At 65.9% G+C, this 14756-nt stretch carries 15 protein-coding genes; 6 read left to right on the top strand and 9 right to left on the bottom strand.

The window, feature by feature from the left end; genetic code table 11:
• Positions 1-18 precede the first annotated feature (18 nt).
• Positions 19-936, top strand: a complete 918-nt coding sequence (locus C0J29_RS27010; protein ID WP_162951559.1) for a C1 family peptidase — start codon at positions 19-21, stop codon at positions 934-936.
• A 101-nt stretch (positions 937-1037) separates the two neighbouring features.
• Complete coding sequence (locus tag C0J29_RS27005; RefSeq protein ID WP_065162364.1) at positions 1038-2480, top strand: hypothetical protein; 1443 nt, start codon at positions 1038-1040, stop codon at positions 2478-2480.
• A 16-nt stretch (positions 2481-2496) separates the two neighbouring features.
• On the opposite strand, the gene C0J29_RS27000 is transcribed toward C0J29_RS27005, so the two are convergent.
• The 9 genes from C0J29_RS27000 to C0J29_RS26960 all read right to left on the bottom strand — a co-directional run bounded on the left by C0J29_RS27000 (position 2497) and on the right by C0J29_RS26960 (position 11007).
• Entirely contained in the window at positions 2497-2913 is a 417-nt protein-coding gene (locus C0J29_RS27000) for a ketosteroid isomerase family protein (protein ID WP_065050221.1), read from the bottom strand.
• 15 nt (positions 2914-2928) lie between these two features.
• A complete protein-coding gene (locus C0J29_RS26995; protein ID WP_120794104.1) occupies positions 2929-4920 on the bottom strand; it encodes an FAD-dependent oxidoreductase in 1992 nt (663 codons plus the stop codon).
• A gap of 12 nt (positions 4921-4932) precedes the next feature.
• Positions 4933-6060, bottom strand: a complete 1128-nt coding sequence (locus C0J29_RS26990; protein WP_065162366.1) for an NDMA-dependent alcohol dehydrogenase — start codon at positions 6058-6060, stop codon at positions 4933-4935.
• A gap of 158 nt (positions 6061-6218) precedes the next feature.
• The gene (locus tag C0J29_RS26985) at positions 6219-6764 is read right to left on the bottom strand and encodes a nuclear transport factor 2-like protein (RefSeq protein ID WP_120794103.1); all 546 of its coding nucleotides are present in this window, start codon (positions 6762-6764) and stop codon (positions 6219-6221) included.
• The gene (locus C0J29_RS26980) at positions 6764-6970 is read right to left on the bottom strand and encodes a ferredoxin (protein ID WP_065162368.1); all 207 of its coding nucleotides are present in this window, start codon (positions 6968-6970) and stop codon (positions 6764-6766) included. Before C0J29_RS26980 ends, C0J29_RS26985 begins: the two co-directional genes overlap by 1 nt.
• Positions 6971-6987: 17 nt before the next feature.
• Positions 6988-8346: a cytochrome P450 gene (locus tag C0J29_RS26975; RefSeq protein WP_120794102.1), complete on the bottom strand. Its 1359-nt coding sequence runs from the start codon at positions 8344-8346 to the stop codon at positions 6988-6990.
• Complete coding sequence (locus C0J29_RS26970; RefSeq protein ID WP_120794101.1) at positions 8343-9167, bottom strand: SDR family oxidoreductase; 825 nt, start codon at positions 9165-9167, stop codon at positions 8343-8345. The genes C0J29_RS26975 and C0J29_RS26970 overlap by 4 nt, the downstream gene beginning before the upstream one ends.
• Positions 9167-10384, bottom strand: a complete 1218-nt coding sequence (locus C0J29_RS26965) for a cytochrome P450 (RefSeq protein WP_120794100.1) — start codon at positions 10382-10384, stop codon at positions 9167-9169. Before C0J29_RS26965 ends, C0J29_RS26970 begins: the two co-directional genes overlap by 1 nt.
• A complete protein-coding gene (locus C0J29_RS26960; RefSeq protein ID WP_371872467.1) occupies positions 10381-11007 on the bottom strand; it encodes a TetR/AcrR family transcriptional regulator in 627 nt (208 codons plus the stop codon). Before C0J29_RS26960 ends, C0J29_RS26965 begins: the two co-directional genes overlap by 4 nt.
• 218 nt (positions 11008-11225) lie before the next feature.
• Between C0J29_RS26960 and C0J29_RS26955 the strand changes: the two genes are divergently transcribed.
• The 4 genes from C0J29_RS26955 to C0J29_RS26940 are packed head-to-tail and all read left to right on the top strand — an operon-like array spanning position 11226 to position 14753.
• Positions 11226-12695: an aldehyde dehydrogenase gene (locus C0J29_RS26955; RefSeq protein WP_120794099.1), complete on the top strand. Its 1470-nt coding sequence runs from the start codon at positions 11226-11228 to the stop codon at positions 12693-12695.
• 23 nt (positions 12696-12718) lie between these two features.
• A complete protein-coding gene (locus tag C0J29_RS26950) occupies positions 12719-13468 on the top strand; it encodes an SDR family oxidoreductase (RefSeq protein ID WP_065050202.1) in 750 nt (249 codons plus the stop codon).
• Positions 13465-14325, top strand: coding sequence for an NAD(P)-dependent oxidoreductase (locus C0J29_RS26945; protein ID WP_120794098.1), 861 nt, complete (start codon positions 13465-13467; stop codon positions 14323-14325). Before C0J29_RS26950 ends, C0J29_RS26945 begins: the two co-directional genes overlap by 4 nt.
• Positions 14325-14753 carry a carboxymuconolactone decarboxylase family protein gene (locus C0J29_RS26940; protein WP_065050198.1) on the top strand — a complete coding sequence of 143 codons (429 nt, stop codon included), beginning with the start codon at positions 14325-14327 and terminating at the stop codon, positions 14751-14753. The genes C0J29_RS26945 and C0J29_RS26940 overlap by 1 nt, the downstream gene beginning before the upstream one ends.
• The last annotated feature ends 3 nt before the right edge of the window (positions 14754-14756 follow it).

Raw genomic sequence — 14756 nt, 5'->3', positions numbered from 1 at the left:
GGCAATAGGGTCATCCGCGTGCAGGTACGGATCGCGCGACGCACCATGCTCGCGCTGGCGGCGGCCGGCGCACTCGGTGCGTCGCTGCCGGCCTGCGGTGCCGAAGAAGACGAGCCCTACGAGCTGACCTCCTACGGCTACGATTCCGACGTCTCGGAGCCAGGAACCCCCGAGACGCCCAAGTCTCCTGGCACCCTCCCGGCGCAGGCTTCCGTGAAAACGGAGTGGTTGCCGCCGGTGGGCAGGCAGACCATGCCGAACTGTTTCGTGTGGGCCACGGTGTACGGCCTGGCGACGTTCCACGCCGCGCGCGAAAGCAGTACTCCGCCAAGCACTCCGGCCCGCCGCGCCGGCCCCGACTACGCCTACATCCGGTATCAGCTGGCGAACAAGCTCACCGAGAACACGTGTAAGGGCGGCCAAATGGTCAAGTGCCTGAACTGGTTACAGGAAAACGGTGGGACGCCGTCCCTGGCGGTGGCGCCCAACATCGGCAGGCGAAAGTCCACTACGTCGTGTGAGGCCAACTGGTCCGACTACGGTGCGCGCATCATCGACCCCGACCCGATGTTTCGGATTCCCGGGCACAAATTGATCAGGATCACCGGACCCGACGGGCTGAACCACCTGAGGACGGTCATCGCAAAGGGCTCGCCGGTCGCGTTCGGCGTCAACCTGTACAGCGACTTCCCGCGCTATCGCGGAACTCCGTCCCCGTATGTCGGCAACGGGCAGTGGATGCTGAACGCCTCCGGCAAGAAGGCCGGTCACGTCATGGTCATCACCGCCTACGACGACAACAAGAGTTCCGGCGCCGTGCGAGTCCAGAACAGCTTCGGAAAGCGTTGGGGCGAAGAAGGATTCATGTGGATGGCCTATGAAACTCTGGCCAAGATGGCGCAGGGAACCGGGGTGTACATCCCTGACCGGGTCTAGCGCCGCGCGGCGGCGCGGCCGAATTGTTAACGCACCGTTGCCGTGTCGTGTTCAAGGACCGCCAAAATCCCAGGTGACCTAATTAACGGGAGGCGACCTTGGTGCGTTTTCCCAAAGCGCTGCTGGCGATTCCGGTGGCGGTGCTCACCGCATGCGCGGTGTCCCTGGTACCCGCAATCACGCCGGCCCGGGCCGCCGATGCGTTCGGGCCGCTGGGCCCGCCCAACCCGTACATGGCGCCGAACGGCCTGGCCTCGATGCACAACGACGCCGGATCGGCAGATGCGGGACCGCTTCCCGGTCCCGGTGCACGCCTGGCGCCGGTCTTCGCCTACCCGTTGTTGGCGGCCTGTCCGACGATCACCCAGGGCACCGACGGTCTGGTGCTGGCGCTGTGCACCACGATCACCCAACAGGCTCCGGTGCTGCATCTGATCGATCCCGGTGGCATCCTCCCGCAGATTATTCCGTTGGCCAGCATGGACATTGTCAAAGGCGGCCTGCTGGGCGGCGTCTACGCCTATCTGGACAACAACAACGAGATGGTGCTGATCGACGGCAACAACCGCTTGCTGCGCATCACGCACGCGAAGGATGAACGGGGCCGCTGGCAGTTGGGCGTCACCCAGAACACCGATCTGTCCAGCGTCATACCGCCCGGCGACAGCTCCGTCGGCGTCGTGCCCGACTATCAGGGCAATGTCTGGTTCGCGACCGCCGGCGGCGTGGTCGGCGTCGCGAAAGCCGCTGGGGGCGTTGCCAGTCTGCAGCTGCCCGCCGGACAGCAGGTGGCCAACAGCATCTCGGCATCGCCACTTAACCGCATCGCCGTGGCCACGACCTTCGCGATCTACGAGATCAACCTCAACGGCGGTGGCAACCCCCAGGTCATGTGGAGCCAGAACTACGACCGGGGACCCGCCCGCAAGCCCGGCCAGCTGAGCTGGGGAACCGGTTCCACCCCAACCTATTTCGGTCCCACCGGCGCCGATTACGTGACCATCGTCGATAACGCCGAGCCGCAGGTGCACGCCATGGTCTACCAATCCGGCACCGGCAACGTGGTCTGCCAGCAGACCGTTCTCACGCAGGGCGGACCGGGCAGCGAGAACTCGCCGATCGGAGCCGGCAACTCGATGTTCATCGCCAGCACGTACGGCTATCCCTATCCGGCGGTCCCGCCGGGCGCGGGTCCGGCGGTGCCGCCGACGGCGCCGTTCGTCGGCGGGATGACCCGGGTGGACATGGACAGTCCGGGTCCGGGTTGTCATACCGTGTGGGAGAGCAAGGTTCGTAGCGCCGCGCTGCCGCACCTGTCCACCGGCGACGGCCTGATCTACACGATCACCCGGATCGGGCTCGACCAGACCACGCCGTTGGACGTGTTCGCCTACGCGGTCATCGACCCGTCCACCGGCAGAGTGGTGCATCAGCAGCCGAAGTCGGCCACCATCCTCAGCGACCCGATTCAGACGGCGTGCATGGTGCTGATGGGCGGCAAGATCATGCAGGGAAACATCACCGGAATCGGGCGCATCGGCTGATCGCCGAGCAGACGGGTCACTCCTGCGCGAACTTCATCATCTCGAGGTTCCAGTACCCGCGCATGCTGTTGATCAGCCCTTCGTCGTTGACGCGGTAGGTGAACACGCCGCGCACCTCGCTGGTGAAGCCGCCCTCGAACTTGCTGTGCAGCACCAGGATATGGGCGATCTCGTTGGGTGAGCTGGAGGGAAAGGTCTCCTCGCAGGTGATCGTCAGCTGATTCGCCGCGATGTTGGTGTCGTAAAAGGTGGCGACGCCTTCCTTGCCCTTCACTCCGGTGCCGTCCGGATTGGTGACGGACTTACCGATCGGGTCCTCGACGACCACGTCGTCGGCCATGAGCGCCAGCCAACCCTCCCGGTCGTGGGCCTGCACGCAGCGCCAGGACGACTGCGACGCGGTCAGTGCCGGGGATTGGGTCGTTTGCGTCATTGCGGATCTCCTTCTCTAGATTGCACACGCGGCGCGAGCGCCGTCTTCGGTGGCTTTGCGGATCAGGCCCAGCCCGGTGCAGTCACCGGCGGCGTGAATAGGGGTACCCGGCAGGGCGTCAGTCAGTGCGTCGAACATGCCGGTGTCCGGCTCGACGCTGCCGGCGATGACGACGCTGTCGGCGGCCAGTTGTCGCCTGACGCCGCCGGCCGGCGTGAACACCACCGCGTCCCGAGTGATTCGTTCGACCGCGGCGCGGACGTGGACGGTGACGCCCAACCGGTCCAGGCGGTCGGTGTGTTCGGTCTTGCGCTTGTTACCAATCTCGGGGGCGATGTCCTTGCCGCCCTCCAGTATCGACACCAATCGTCCACGCGCCGCGAGGAATTCGGCCAACTCAAGGGCCACCAGGTCGCCCCCGATGACGGTCACCCGGTGACCGAACGGCATCCAGGCGCGGCTGGCCATCCGCACCGCGCCCGGCCGCACAAACCGCCGGCCGTCAAGCATTTTCCGCAGACCGGGGCCGGTGTGCACGTGCGGTAGGTCGGCGCCCGGTAGGGCCGGCACGGCGACCCGGCCACCGGTGGCCACCACGACCGCGTCCGGTTCCGATGCGGCGACGTCGTGTGCCGAAACATTGCGGCCCAGAAGCACTTCGGTGCCGCTGAGTTCGATCTCCCGGCGCAGGTATCGCAGGAAGGGCTGGTTCTCGGGGTGCAGCATGCTTGCCCAGCGCAGTGCTCCGCCCAGTTGCCGGCCACGCTCGAAAAGTGTCACACGGTGCCCGCGTTCGGCGGCCACCCGCGCCGCTTCCAGCCCCGCCGGTCCGCCACCGATCACCGCCACCCGTTTGGCACGAGCCGCGGCGGGTGCCGCGAGCACGCGTTCCCTGCCGGTCCGGGGATTCACCGCGCAGTCGACCGAGAAGCGTTGTTCCATTGCGTCGATGCAGTTTTCGCAGGAGATGCACTTGCGAACCCGCTCCAGCTGTCCGCGTCCGAGCTTGGCCGGCAGGTCGGGATCGGCCAGCAACGGACGGCCCATGGCGATGAAGTCGGCGCGCCCGTCGGCCAGGATCTGCTCGGCCCGGACGGGGTCGTGGATACGGCCGACGGCGATCACCGGGACGTCGACGACCTGCTTGACGGCAGCAGCGGCGCTTACGTTGACCTCGTCACCGTCGTCGGCGCCGTTGACCATGCCGGTGACCAGCCGGTCGATCACACCACCGCTGACGTGGAACGCATCGACGCCCGCCGCAACGAGTTCCGGTGCCATCCGGGCGGTTTCGTAAATGGGCCGCCCGCCCGCGACGCGCTCGTACCCGGAGATGCGCAAGGTGATCGGCAGGGCGTCGCCGATTTCGGAGCGGATCGCGGACAGCGCTTCCAGCACCACCCGCAGCCTGCCGTGCGCGGTGTGGCCGCTGTAGCAGTCGGTGCGCCGATTGCGTTGCGGCGCAAGGAAGGATCCCAGCAGCATGTAGCCGTGTGCGGCGTGCAGCTCGATACCGTCGTAGCCCGCTTCGACGGCCCGGCGCGCGGCGGCTTTGAACAGATCGAGCACCTCGGTGAGTTGCGCACTGGTGATCTCCACCGACGGACGGCCGGTGAGGTACGACGGAATCACCGACGGCCCCAGCGACGTCGCGCCGAACATCTCCGGTCCCAGTCCGTCGGGCCCGGCGTGCACGATCTGCGGTTGGATCTTGGCGCCGTGTTCGTGCACCTCGTCCACCAATGCCCGGTGCGCGTGCACAGCGTCGTCGGTGCCCAGGTGCAGACCGCTCGGCGTTTCCGGGTGCTGCGGGTCAACTCCGGTGGCGCCCAACGTGATCAGACCGACACCGCCCCTGGCGCGGGCGGCGAAGTAGTCACGGGTGCGCTGGGATGGTAATCCGTCCGGGGTGCCGTACATCGTCTCCATCGGAGACATGACCACCCGGTTGCGCACCGTCATGGCGCCGATTCGCCCCGGCGCCAACAGGTGCGGAAAGCTGGTCACTCAGGACCAGGGTTACCGATCAGCGTCCGTGTAGCGGATGACGCCGCGAATGTTCTTGCCCTCCAGCATGTCCTGGTAGCCCTCGTTGATCTGCTCGAGGCGGTACTGGGTGGTGACCATGTCGTCCAGGTTCAGCTTGCCGGCCTTGTACATCGACAGCAGCTGCGGGATGTCGAACTGCGGGTTCCCGCCGCCGAAGATGGTGCCCTGCAGGTTCTTCTGCATCAGCGTCAGCATCGCGAGGTTGAGGTTGACGTTGGTGTCGAGCAGGCTGCCGATGGCGGTCAGCACGCAGGTGCCGCCCTTTTGGGTGATGTTGAGGTAGTTGTCGATGTCGGCACCGTGCAGCTCGCCGACGGTGACGACCACCTTGTGGGCCATCAGCCCGTAGGTGACCTCCATGATGCCCATCAGCGCGGCGTTGATGTCGGGGTAGACGTGGGTGGCACCGAACTTCAGCGCTTGGTCGCGCTTCCACTCCACCGGGTCGATCGCGAAGATGTAGCGGGCGCCCGCGGCGACCGCGCCCTGCAGGGCGGCCATGCCGACTCCGCCGACGCCGACGATCGCGACGTCCTGGCCCGGCCGGATGTCAGCGGTGCGGACCGCCGAGCCGTAACCGGTGGTGACGCCGCAGCCGACCAGCGCGGCCACCTCGAACGGGACGGACGGGTCGATCTTCACCACCGAGCTGCGGTGCACGACCATGTACGGGGAGAAGGTCCCGAGCAGCGTCATCGGGAAGACGTTCTGACCGCGGGCCTGGATGCGGAAGGTGCCGTCACTGACGGCCGCGCCGGCCAGCAGTCCGGCGCCGAGGTCGCACAGGTTGCGCATGCCGGACTGGCAGGTTGGGCACTGCCCGCAGGACGGGATGAAGGACAGCACGACGTGGTCGCCCGGGGCGATGTCCTCCACGCCGGGGCCGACCTCGGTGACGATGCCGGCGCCCTCATGGCCACCTAGCACGGGGAAGCCGGCCATCGGGATGCCGCCGGTCACCAGGTGGTGATCCGAGTGGCACATGCCGGCCGCTTCCATCTGGATCTTGACCTCGTCCTTGGCGGGGTCGCCAATTTCGATGTCCTCGATGGACCACGGTTGGTTGAATTCCCAGATCAGTGCGCCTTTTGTCTTCACGGTGGACCTGACCCCATTTCGCCTTTGAATTGAGTAGTGCCTGGCCCCATGATGCCCGGCACGGTGGTGATGAGTGCCACAGGGCACTCCTGAGGTGTCAGCATAGCGCGTTTAACAAATCAAATGCTTGGTTGGGTGCGGCTGACAGTTGGGCCGGCTCACCAGATGGGTGCCGGCGCCTCACCCAGGGGGTAGTAACCCGGCAATTTCTCGCCGGCCAGGCTGCGCTCGATGCGCTTCTGCATCCCCGGGGACAGCTTTCCGGCCTTCATCAGGTCCAGGTAGAGGGCCTGGACGTGGCCGAAGTCGAAGAAGTCGCGTTGCCACTCGATCTTGGCGTCGCCGTTGAGCCGGAACCAGCTACCGCCGATGCCGTAGATCTCCGAACGGCCGCCGTCGGAGTCGATGGCGACCTGTTTCCAGAACCCGACGATCTCGCCCTGCTTGTCGTCGATGAGGACTTTCTGGTACGGGTACTGCCAGTTCTCCAGCCCCTCCATTTCCAGGCCGAGGGCGATGTCGCGGATCTCGTCGATGCCGACGCACATCACGTCCTCTTTGGGGCCGATGTTCCAGCCGTAGGTCGCGTCTTCTGCGTAGAAGTCGGCCAGCGGTTTCCAGTCGCCGTTCCGCTCGGCCTCCCGGTTGACCTCCAGCCAGCGCTCTACCCAGTCTTCCAGGACCTCGCGGGGGTGTGACGCCATCAGCTTTCCTTCTCTTTGATGAACAGGGCTTGGGTGGGACAAGATTCGACGGCCCGCTCGACCTCGTCGCGGGCGTCTTCCGGCGGCTCGGCGTCGATGATCTCGACCTTGCCGCGCTTGGGCACCCGGAAGTAGTCCGGTGCCTCCAGCTCACACATGGCGTGCCCCTGGCACAGGTCCAGATCCGCTTCAATCCTGAATGCCATCTTGGATCCCCTTGCGGTTATGCCTGAGCGCGCTTGCGGTAGCGGACCTTGGCGGGCCGGGCCAGCTGCACCACCATCTTGGAGTGGTCGTTGTGGTAGCTGTCGGCGGGTTGCGCCATCTCGAACTCGTACTCGCGCAACAGAACCGAGAAGATCGCCTTGATCTGCATCTGGGCGAACGCGGCGCCCACGCAGCGGTGCCGACCGGCGCCGAACGGAATCCAGGTCCAGCGGTTGACCAGGTCTTCCTGCCGGGGCTTCTCATAACGGTCCGGATCGAAAGCGTCGGGATCGGGGAAGTCCTCCGGGATCCGGTTGGAGATCGCCGGGGACGCGGCGACGAAGTCGCCCTTGTGAATCGGGTATCCCTCTACCTCGAACTCGCCCTGGGCCACCCGCATCAGGATGATCAACGGCGGGTGCAGCCGCAGCGTCTCCTTGAGCACGTTCTCCAGCTTCGGGATCTGGCGCAGCGCATGGAAACTCACCTCCTGGCCGTCGGCGTACAGTTCGTCGAGTTCCTTGACGACATCCGCGTAGGCCTCGGGGTGGCGCATCAACTCGATCAGCGTCCAGGCCGAGGTGCCCGAACTGGTGTGGTGGCCGGCGAACATCAGTGAGATGAACATGCCGGTGACTTCGTCGGCGGAGAACCGGAGGTTGCCGTCCTCGTCCTTGATGGACACCAGCACATCGAGCATGTCGCGATCGCTTTTGTCCATGGGCGGGTTGGCAATTCGCTGGTCCATGATCTCCTGCACCAGCGCCACCAGGCCCACGCGGGATTCGTCGCGGATGCGGAAGCTCTCGATCGGCAGATAGGGATCGACGTAGCACAGCGGGTCGGTGCCCCGTTCCAGCTGGTGGTAGAAGTGCGCGAACCGGGAGTCCAGCTGGTTGCGGAACTTCAACCCGATCAGGCAGGCGGTCGAGGTGTAGATGGTCAGCTCGGCGAAGAAGTCGAGCAGGTCGATCTCGCCTTCGTCGCCCCAGTCGGCCACCATCTTTCGCACTTCGCCCTCGATGGTGACGGCGTGGCCCTTCATGTGTTCGCCACGCAGCGCCGAGTTGTGCAGCATTTCCTTGCGCCGCTCCGGACTGGCGTCGAACACCACGCCCTTGCCGAAGATCGGTGTCATGAACGGGTAGGCCTCGGCCTGATCCAGATCCTCGTCGGCCGAACGGAAGAAGAACTCGTTGGCGCCGGCGCCGGTGAGCAGGATGACGTGCTTGCCGGCCAGCTGGAACCAGCCGACGTCGCCGCATTCGTCGCGCACCCGCTGCATCAGACCGATCGGGTCGGTGCGGAACTCTTCGAGATGGCCGTGTTCTCCTTCGCCGCCGGACACCCGCGGCACGGTCGCTGTACGAGTCATGAATTCAGCGCTTTCTCATCGACTTTCAGTTGCTGGCGCTCTTTGGTGGTCGTCAACGGCGCTTCGGGCTGAAGCTCCATGTTGACCACGAACCCGCCCCGCGGCGTCTCGGCGACGAAGGTGATCGCCCGCGCCAGATCGGAAGCCCGCAGGAAGTAGTCGTGCCGCGCCTGGCCCCATTTGGCCCAGTCCTCGAGCGCCGGGCCGATCAACTCGGCAGGCAGGCTCCAGCCCATTCCCGTCTTGGTCGGGCCGGGGTGGACGATCGATGCCCGCACGCCGGTGCCCTCCAGCTCCATCTGCAGGTTGGTGACCATCGCGATCAGTCCGGCCTTGGCCGCCCCGTAGGCGCCCATGTGCGGGCGCTGCCGCAATGCGACGTCGGAACCCACGAAGATCAGGTCACCGCGCTGACGCTCGAGCATCCCCGGAAGCACGGCCGTGGCAAGCCGATTCGCCCCGATCAAGTGGATCTGCAGCTGCGATTCGAAAGCCTCGCTGTCGATCTCGTGCAGCTTGCCGAAATACGTGTCACCGGCGCCGGCGACCAGCACCTCGATGTCTCCGAGCTGCTCGGTGGCTTGCCGCACGAAGTCCTTGACCGACGCCGGATCGGTGACGTCCAGTGGCAGTGCCACCGCTTCGCCGCCCGCTGCGCGGATCTTGTCGACGAGTTCCTGGCACTTCTCCACCCGCCGCGCTCCCAGCGCCACCGGAAAACCATGAGCCGCAAGCTCAATCGCGGTCGCGGCACCGATACCCGACGACGCGCCCGCGACGATGGCGGGCCGGCGTGCGGGATGCGGCTCAAAGCGGGGCATCAGCGGACCTCCACGGTGACGGGTAAGTGAGCGAACCCGCGGACGTTGCTGGAGTGGACGCGGACGGCGTTGGCCTCGTCCACCTCGTATCCGCGGATTCGCTTGAACAACTCGGTCAGCGCTACCCGCGCTTCCATCCGGGCCAGGTGGGCCCCCAGACAGAAATGGGCTCCACTGCCGAAACTCAGAAGCTTCGAGCCGATGTCGCGGCCGATCACGAAATCGTCGGGTTGGTCGAACACGCGCTCGTCGCGGTGGGCCGAACCGGGTAACAGCAACAGCACGTCCCCTTCGGAAAGCGTGGTGTCGTAGAGCTCCAGCGGACCGGACACGGTACGGGCCAGGATCTGGCTGGACGTGTCGTACCGCAGCGTCTCCTCGACCCACAGCGGAATCCGAGACAGGTCGGTGTACATCGGCGTCAGCTGATCGGGGTTCTTGTGCCCCCAGAAGGCGGCGTTGGCAAGGAGTTTGGTGGTGGTCTCATTGCCCGCGATCACCATCAGGAACATGAACCCGAGGACTTCCTCGTCGGTGAGCCGGTCGCCGTCGATCTCGGCCTCCAGCAGCGCCGACGTCAGGTCGTCGGTGAGCTTCTTGCGGCGTTCGGCGATCATGCCCTGGTAGTAGACGATCAGGTTGATCGACGCTTCGATCGCCGAGGCCGGCACGTCGGTGACACCGTCTTCGCGGTGCATGACGCCGTCGGCCCAGGCGCGGATGCGGTCGCGATCAGCCACCGGCACGCCCATCAGCTCCGAGATCACGTCCATCGGGAGCTTGCCGGCGAATTCGGCGACGTAGTCGACGGTTCCGGACGCAGCCTTCTCCAGCATCACGTCGAGGTGCTGCACGGCGAGTTCGGTGACCCGGGGTTCGAGTTCGCGAATTCGCCTGGGAGTGAACCCTTTCGATACCAGGGTGCGCAGCCGTAGATGCGCCGGGTCGTCCATGGCCAGGAACGACATCGTCTTCGACGCGTGCGGGCCGCGCGAGACCGGGTCCAACGAGACTCCGTCGCGGTTGGACAGTGTGGTGCTGTTGCGAAAACCCTGGTGCACATCGCTGTGCCGCGAGACCGCCCAGAAACCGAGCGCTTCGTTGTGGTAGAGCGGCGCCTCGTCACGCAGCCGCCGGTAGTACGGGTACGGGTCCTCGTGGAAGTCGTAATCGTATGGGTCCAGAATCAATTCCGGATCCCCGACATGAATCGTCATGCATCACCGCCCTTTTCGGCCCCGGTCAGGATGAGGCCCACCACGTCGGCCAACCGGTCGGCAATCTCGTGATAAGTGAACTCGCCGCTCCCGGCCTGAACCAGGGCGCCATAGAAGGCCATTTGCAACGCCGCGACGGTGCCGGCCTCGGCGCCGGGCCCGATGGCCGAGGCGATGCGGCGGTGGATCTCCGCTCCGATCCGGTCGCGCACGGCGCGTACCGCGGGGTCGGTGCCGCCGCCCAGCAACGCGGCCGTGCACGCCGCGCCAACTTCGGGTTCGTCGGCGACGACCAGCGCCAGGTGCCGCAACGCCTGGTCCACCCGGGTGTGCATCGCGACGTTGACGTCGGTGAAGAACGGCACATGCCGCACCAGATCGAGGTAAACCTCGGCGATCAGGTGGTTCTTGGACGAGAAGTACGTGTACGCGGTCGCCGGCGCCACTTTCGCCTTGGCCGCAACCATCCGGACGGTCAGGTCCGCGTAGGAGTTCTCCCGCATGGTCTCCATGCCGGCGGCCAGTACCTTCCGGAAGGTTTCCTCCTGGCGGCGGTTCCGCGGAGTCCTGCCGACCGGGTGCTGAGCCTGGTCGGCTACCGAAACCACAGCATCACTGGACACATGTCCAAACTAGAGGATGGCCGCGCCGTGAAGCAAGCCCCGTGCACGAATATGCACGTCAGGTACATCGAGTTGCCGGATTGCCGTTGGCCTGCGGATCGGCTCTTGCACCCGTGGCGACTGCGGCGCTATGGTTCGAAGGAACAATATCGGACAGTTGTCCATTCAGGATGAGGACTCGGCTTCGGACGGCTGAGCGCATGTGGTGGGAGTGGTAGATGGCCCTGTTGGCCGACGGCGTGAGTGCACTGTTCATCGACGGCAAATTCTCGGAAGGCAGCGCGGGCACCTTCCCCACTGCCAATCCGGCTACCGAGGAGGTGCTGGGCGTAGCGGCGGACGCCGACGCACAAGACATGGGCCGTGCCATCGATGCGGCGCGGCGTGCCTTCGACGACACCGACTGGTCGCGCAACACCGAACTGCGGGTGCGGTGCATCCGGCAGTTGCGCGAAGCGATGCAGCAGCACACCGAAGAGTTGCGCGAGCTGACGATTTCCGAAGTCGGCGCGCCGCGGATGCTCACCTCGATGGCCCAGCTGGAGGGTCCGGTCAATGACCTCGCGTTCGCGGCCGACACCGCCGAAAGCTATGTCTGGAACCAGGATCTCGGGCAGGCGGCCCCGATGGGCATCCCGACCCGGCGCACCATCGCCCGGGAGGCGGTGGGTGTCGTCGGCGCCATCACGCCGTGGAACTTCCCGCATCAAATCAACCTTGCCAAGTTGGGTCCGGCTCTCGCGGCGGGCAACACCATCGTGTTGAAGCCGGCGCCCGACACTCCCTGGTGCGCGGCGGTACTCGGCGAGCTCATCGCCGAGCACACCGACATTCCGCCGGGCGTGGTCAACATCGTCACCTCCAGCGACCACAGCGTGGGCGCGTTGCTCGCCAAAGACCCTCGGGTGGACATGATTTCGTTCACCGGCTCCACCGCCACCGGCCGCAGCGTGATGAGTGACGCGGCCGCCACCATCAAGAAGGTGTTCCTGGAACTGGGTGGGAAGTCGGCGTTTGTGGTGCTCGACGACGCCGATCTGGCCGGTGCGTGCGCGATGGCGGGGTTCACCGCGTCCATGCACGCCGGGCAGGGCTGCGCGATCACCACCCGATTGGTCGTTCCGCGGGCGCACTACGACGACGCCGTCGCGGCGGCGGCGGGAACCATGGCGGGAATCAAGCCGGGCGATCCCAATGATCCCGGAACCGTCTGCGGCCCAGTGATCTCCGCGCGCCAGCGGGACCGCGTGCAGGGCTACCTGGACTCGGCGATCGCCGAGGGCGGGACCTTCGCCTGCGGTGGCGGCCGGCCGGCGGGACGCGATGTCGGCTACTTTATCGAACCCACCGTGATCGCGGGTCTGGGCAACGACGCCCGGGTGGCCCGCGAGGAGATTTTCGGGCCCGTGCTCACGGTGATCGCGCATGACGGTGACGAGGACGCGCTGCGTATCGCCAACGACTCGCCATATGGTCTGTCCGGCACCGTTTTCAGCGCGGACGCAGACCGGGCCGCCCGGTTCGCGTCGCGGATGCGGGTTGGCACCGTCAATGTCAACGGCGGTGTCTGGTACTCCGCGGACGCGCCGTTCGGCGGATACAAGCAGTCCGGCAACGGCCGCGAAATGGGCCTGGCCGGGTTCGAGGAGTATCTGGAAATCAAAACCATTGCGACTTCAGCTAGTTGAAAGCCAACCGAGGGGATGCCACCGTGCAGTTTGAAAACAAGGTAGCCATCGTCACCGGGTCCGGTGGCGGTATCGGCCAGGCATACGTCGAGGCGCTGGCCCGCGAAGGCGCTGCGGTGGTGGTGGCGGACATCAACGCCGAGGCGGCCGAGGGGGTGGCCAAGCAGATCGTCGCGGACGGCGGAACGGCCATCAGCATCCCGGTGGACGTGTCCGACCCGGCGTCGGCCAAGGCGATGGCCGATCGCACTCTGGCCGAGTTCGGCGGAATCGACTATCTGGTCAACAACGCCGCAATTTTCGGCGGAATGAAACTCGACTTCCTGCTCACCGTGGACCCCGAGTACTACAAGAGATTCATGAGCGTGAATCTCGATGGCGCCCTGTGGTGCACCCGCGCGGTCTACAAGAAGATGGCCAAGCGCGGCGGCGGGGCGATCGTCAACCAGTCGTCCACGGCAGCGTGGCTCTATGCCAACTTCTACGGCCTGGCGAAGGTCGGCATCAACGGCCTCACCCAACAACTGTCCCGGGAACTGGGCGGCCAGAACATCCGGATCAACGCCATCGCACCCGGTCCGATCGACACCGAGGCCAACCGAACCACCACGCCCAAGGAGATCGTCGACGACATCGTCAAGGGACTCCCGTTGTCGCGCATGGGAACCCCCGACGACCTGGTGGGCATGTGTCTGTTCCTGTTGAGCGATCAGGCCCGCTGGATCACCGGGCAGATCTTCAACGTCGACGGCGGACAGATCATCCGCTCATGAGCGAACAGTTGAAGCTCGGATACATCGGCCTGGGCAACATGGGCGCGCCGATGGCGACGAAGATGACCGAATGGCCGGGCGGGGTGACGGTTTACGACATCCGCGCCGAGGCGATGGCGCCGCTGCTGGATAAGGGCGCCAACCGGGGCGACAGCGTGGCCGACATCGCGGCCGCTGACATCGTGCATATCACCGTGCTCAACGACGCGCAGGTGCGTGAGGTCGTCGGCGAACTGGCCGCCAGCGCAAAGCCTGGGACTGTCATCGCAATTCACTCCACGATCAGCGACACCACCGCTGTCGAGCTGGCGGCCGAACTCAAGCCGCAGGGCATTCACGTCGTCGACGCACCGGTGAGCGGCGGGGCGGCGGCGGCGGCCAAGGGCGAGCTCGCCACCATGGTCGGCGCCGAACGCGAGGTGTACGAGCGGATCAAGCCGGCCTTCAAACACTGGGCGGCGATGGTCATTCACGCCGGTGAACCCGGCGCCGGCACGCGGATGAAGTTGGCCCGCAACATGTTGACGTTCACCTCGTACGCGGCGGCGTGCGAGGCCATGAAGCTGGCCGAGGCGGCCGGGCTGGATCTGCAGGCGCTGGGCCGGGTGGTCCGCCACACCGACGCGCTCACCGGCGGTCCGGGCGCGATCATGGTGCGCGAGGACATGAACGACCTCGATCCGGAGAACTTTCTGTACCAGCCGTTCCTGCACACCCGGGGGTTGGGGGAGAAGGATCTGAGCCTGGCTCTGGCGTTGGGAGAGTCGGTTTCGGTCGACCTGCCGCTGGCGGAGTTGGCTCGGCAGCGGTTGGCTGCCGGCCTCGGAGTACCGCACGACGAAGAGAAAGACGCGTGATGGACGAACTGCGCCGCAAGGGCCTGGACAAGATGAACGAGGTCTACGGCTGGGAGATGCCCAACATCGAGGGCGATCCCTACTTCGACCTGACGGTGGACCACCTGTTCGGTTCCATCTGGACCCGGCCGGGGTTGTCGATGCGGGACAAGCGCATCATGACCCTGACCGCGGTCACCGCCATCGGCAATCGCGACCTGGCCGAGATCCAGATCAATGCCGCGCTGCTCAACGGCGAACTCAGCGAAACCGAGCTGAAGGAAATGGCTCTGTTCCTCACCCATTACCTCGGTTTTCCGCTGGGTTCGGCGCTCAACGGCGCCGTCGACACGGTCGTGGCCAGGCGCAAGAAGGCCGCGGCCAAGGGTGCGGAGGAAGACAAGAAGGCCAACGTCGAGCGCGCCCTGAAGATGAACGCGGGCGACTAGCCT

The organism is Mycobacterium paragordonae, assembly GCF_003614435.1.
GTDB lineage: Bacteria > Actinomycetota > Actinomycetes > Mycobacteriales > Mycobacteriaceae > Mycobacterium > Mycobacterium paragordonae.
This window is presented reverse-complemented; position numbering and strand designations above follow the sequence as displayed.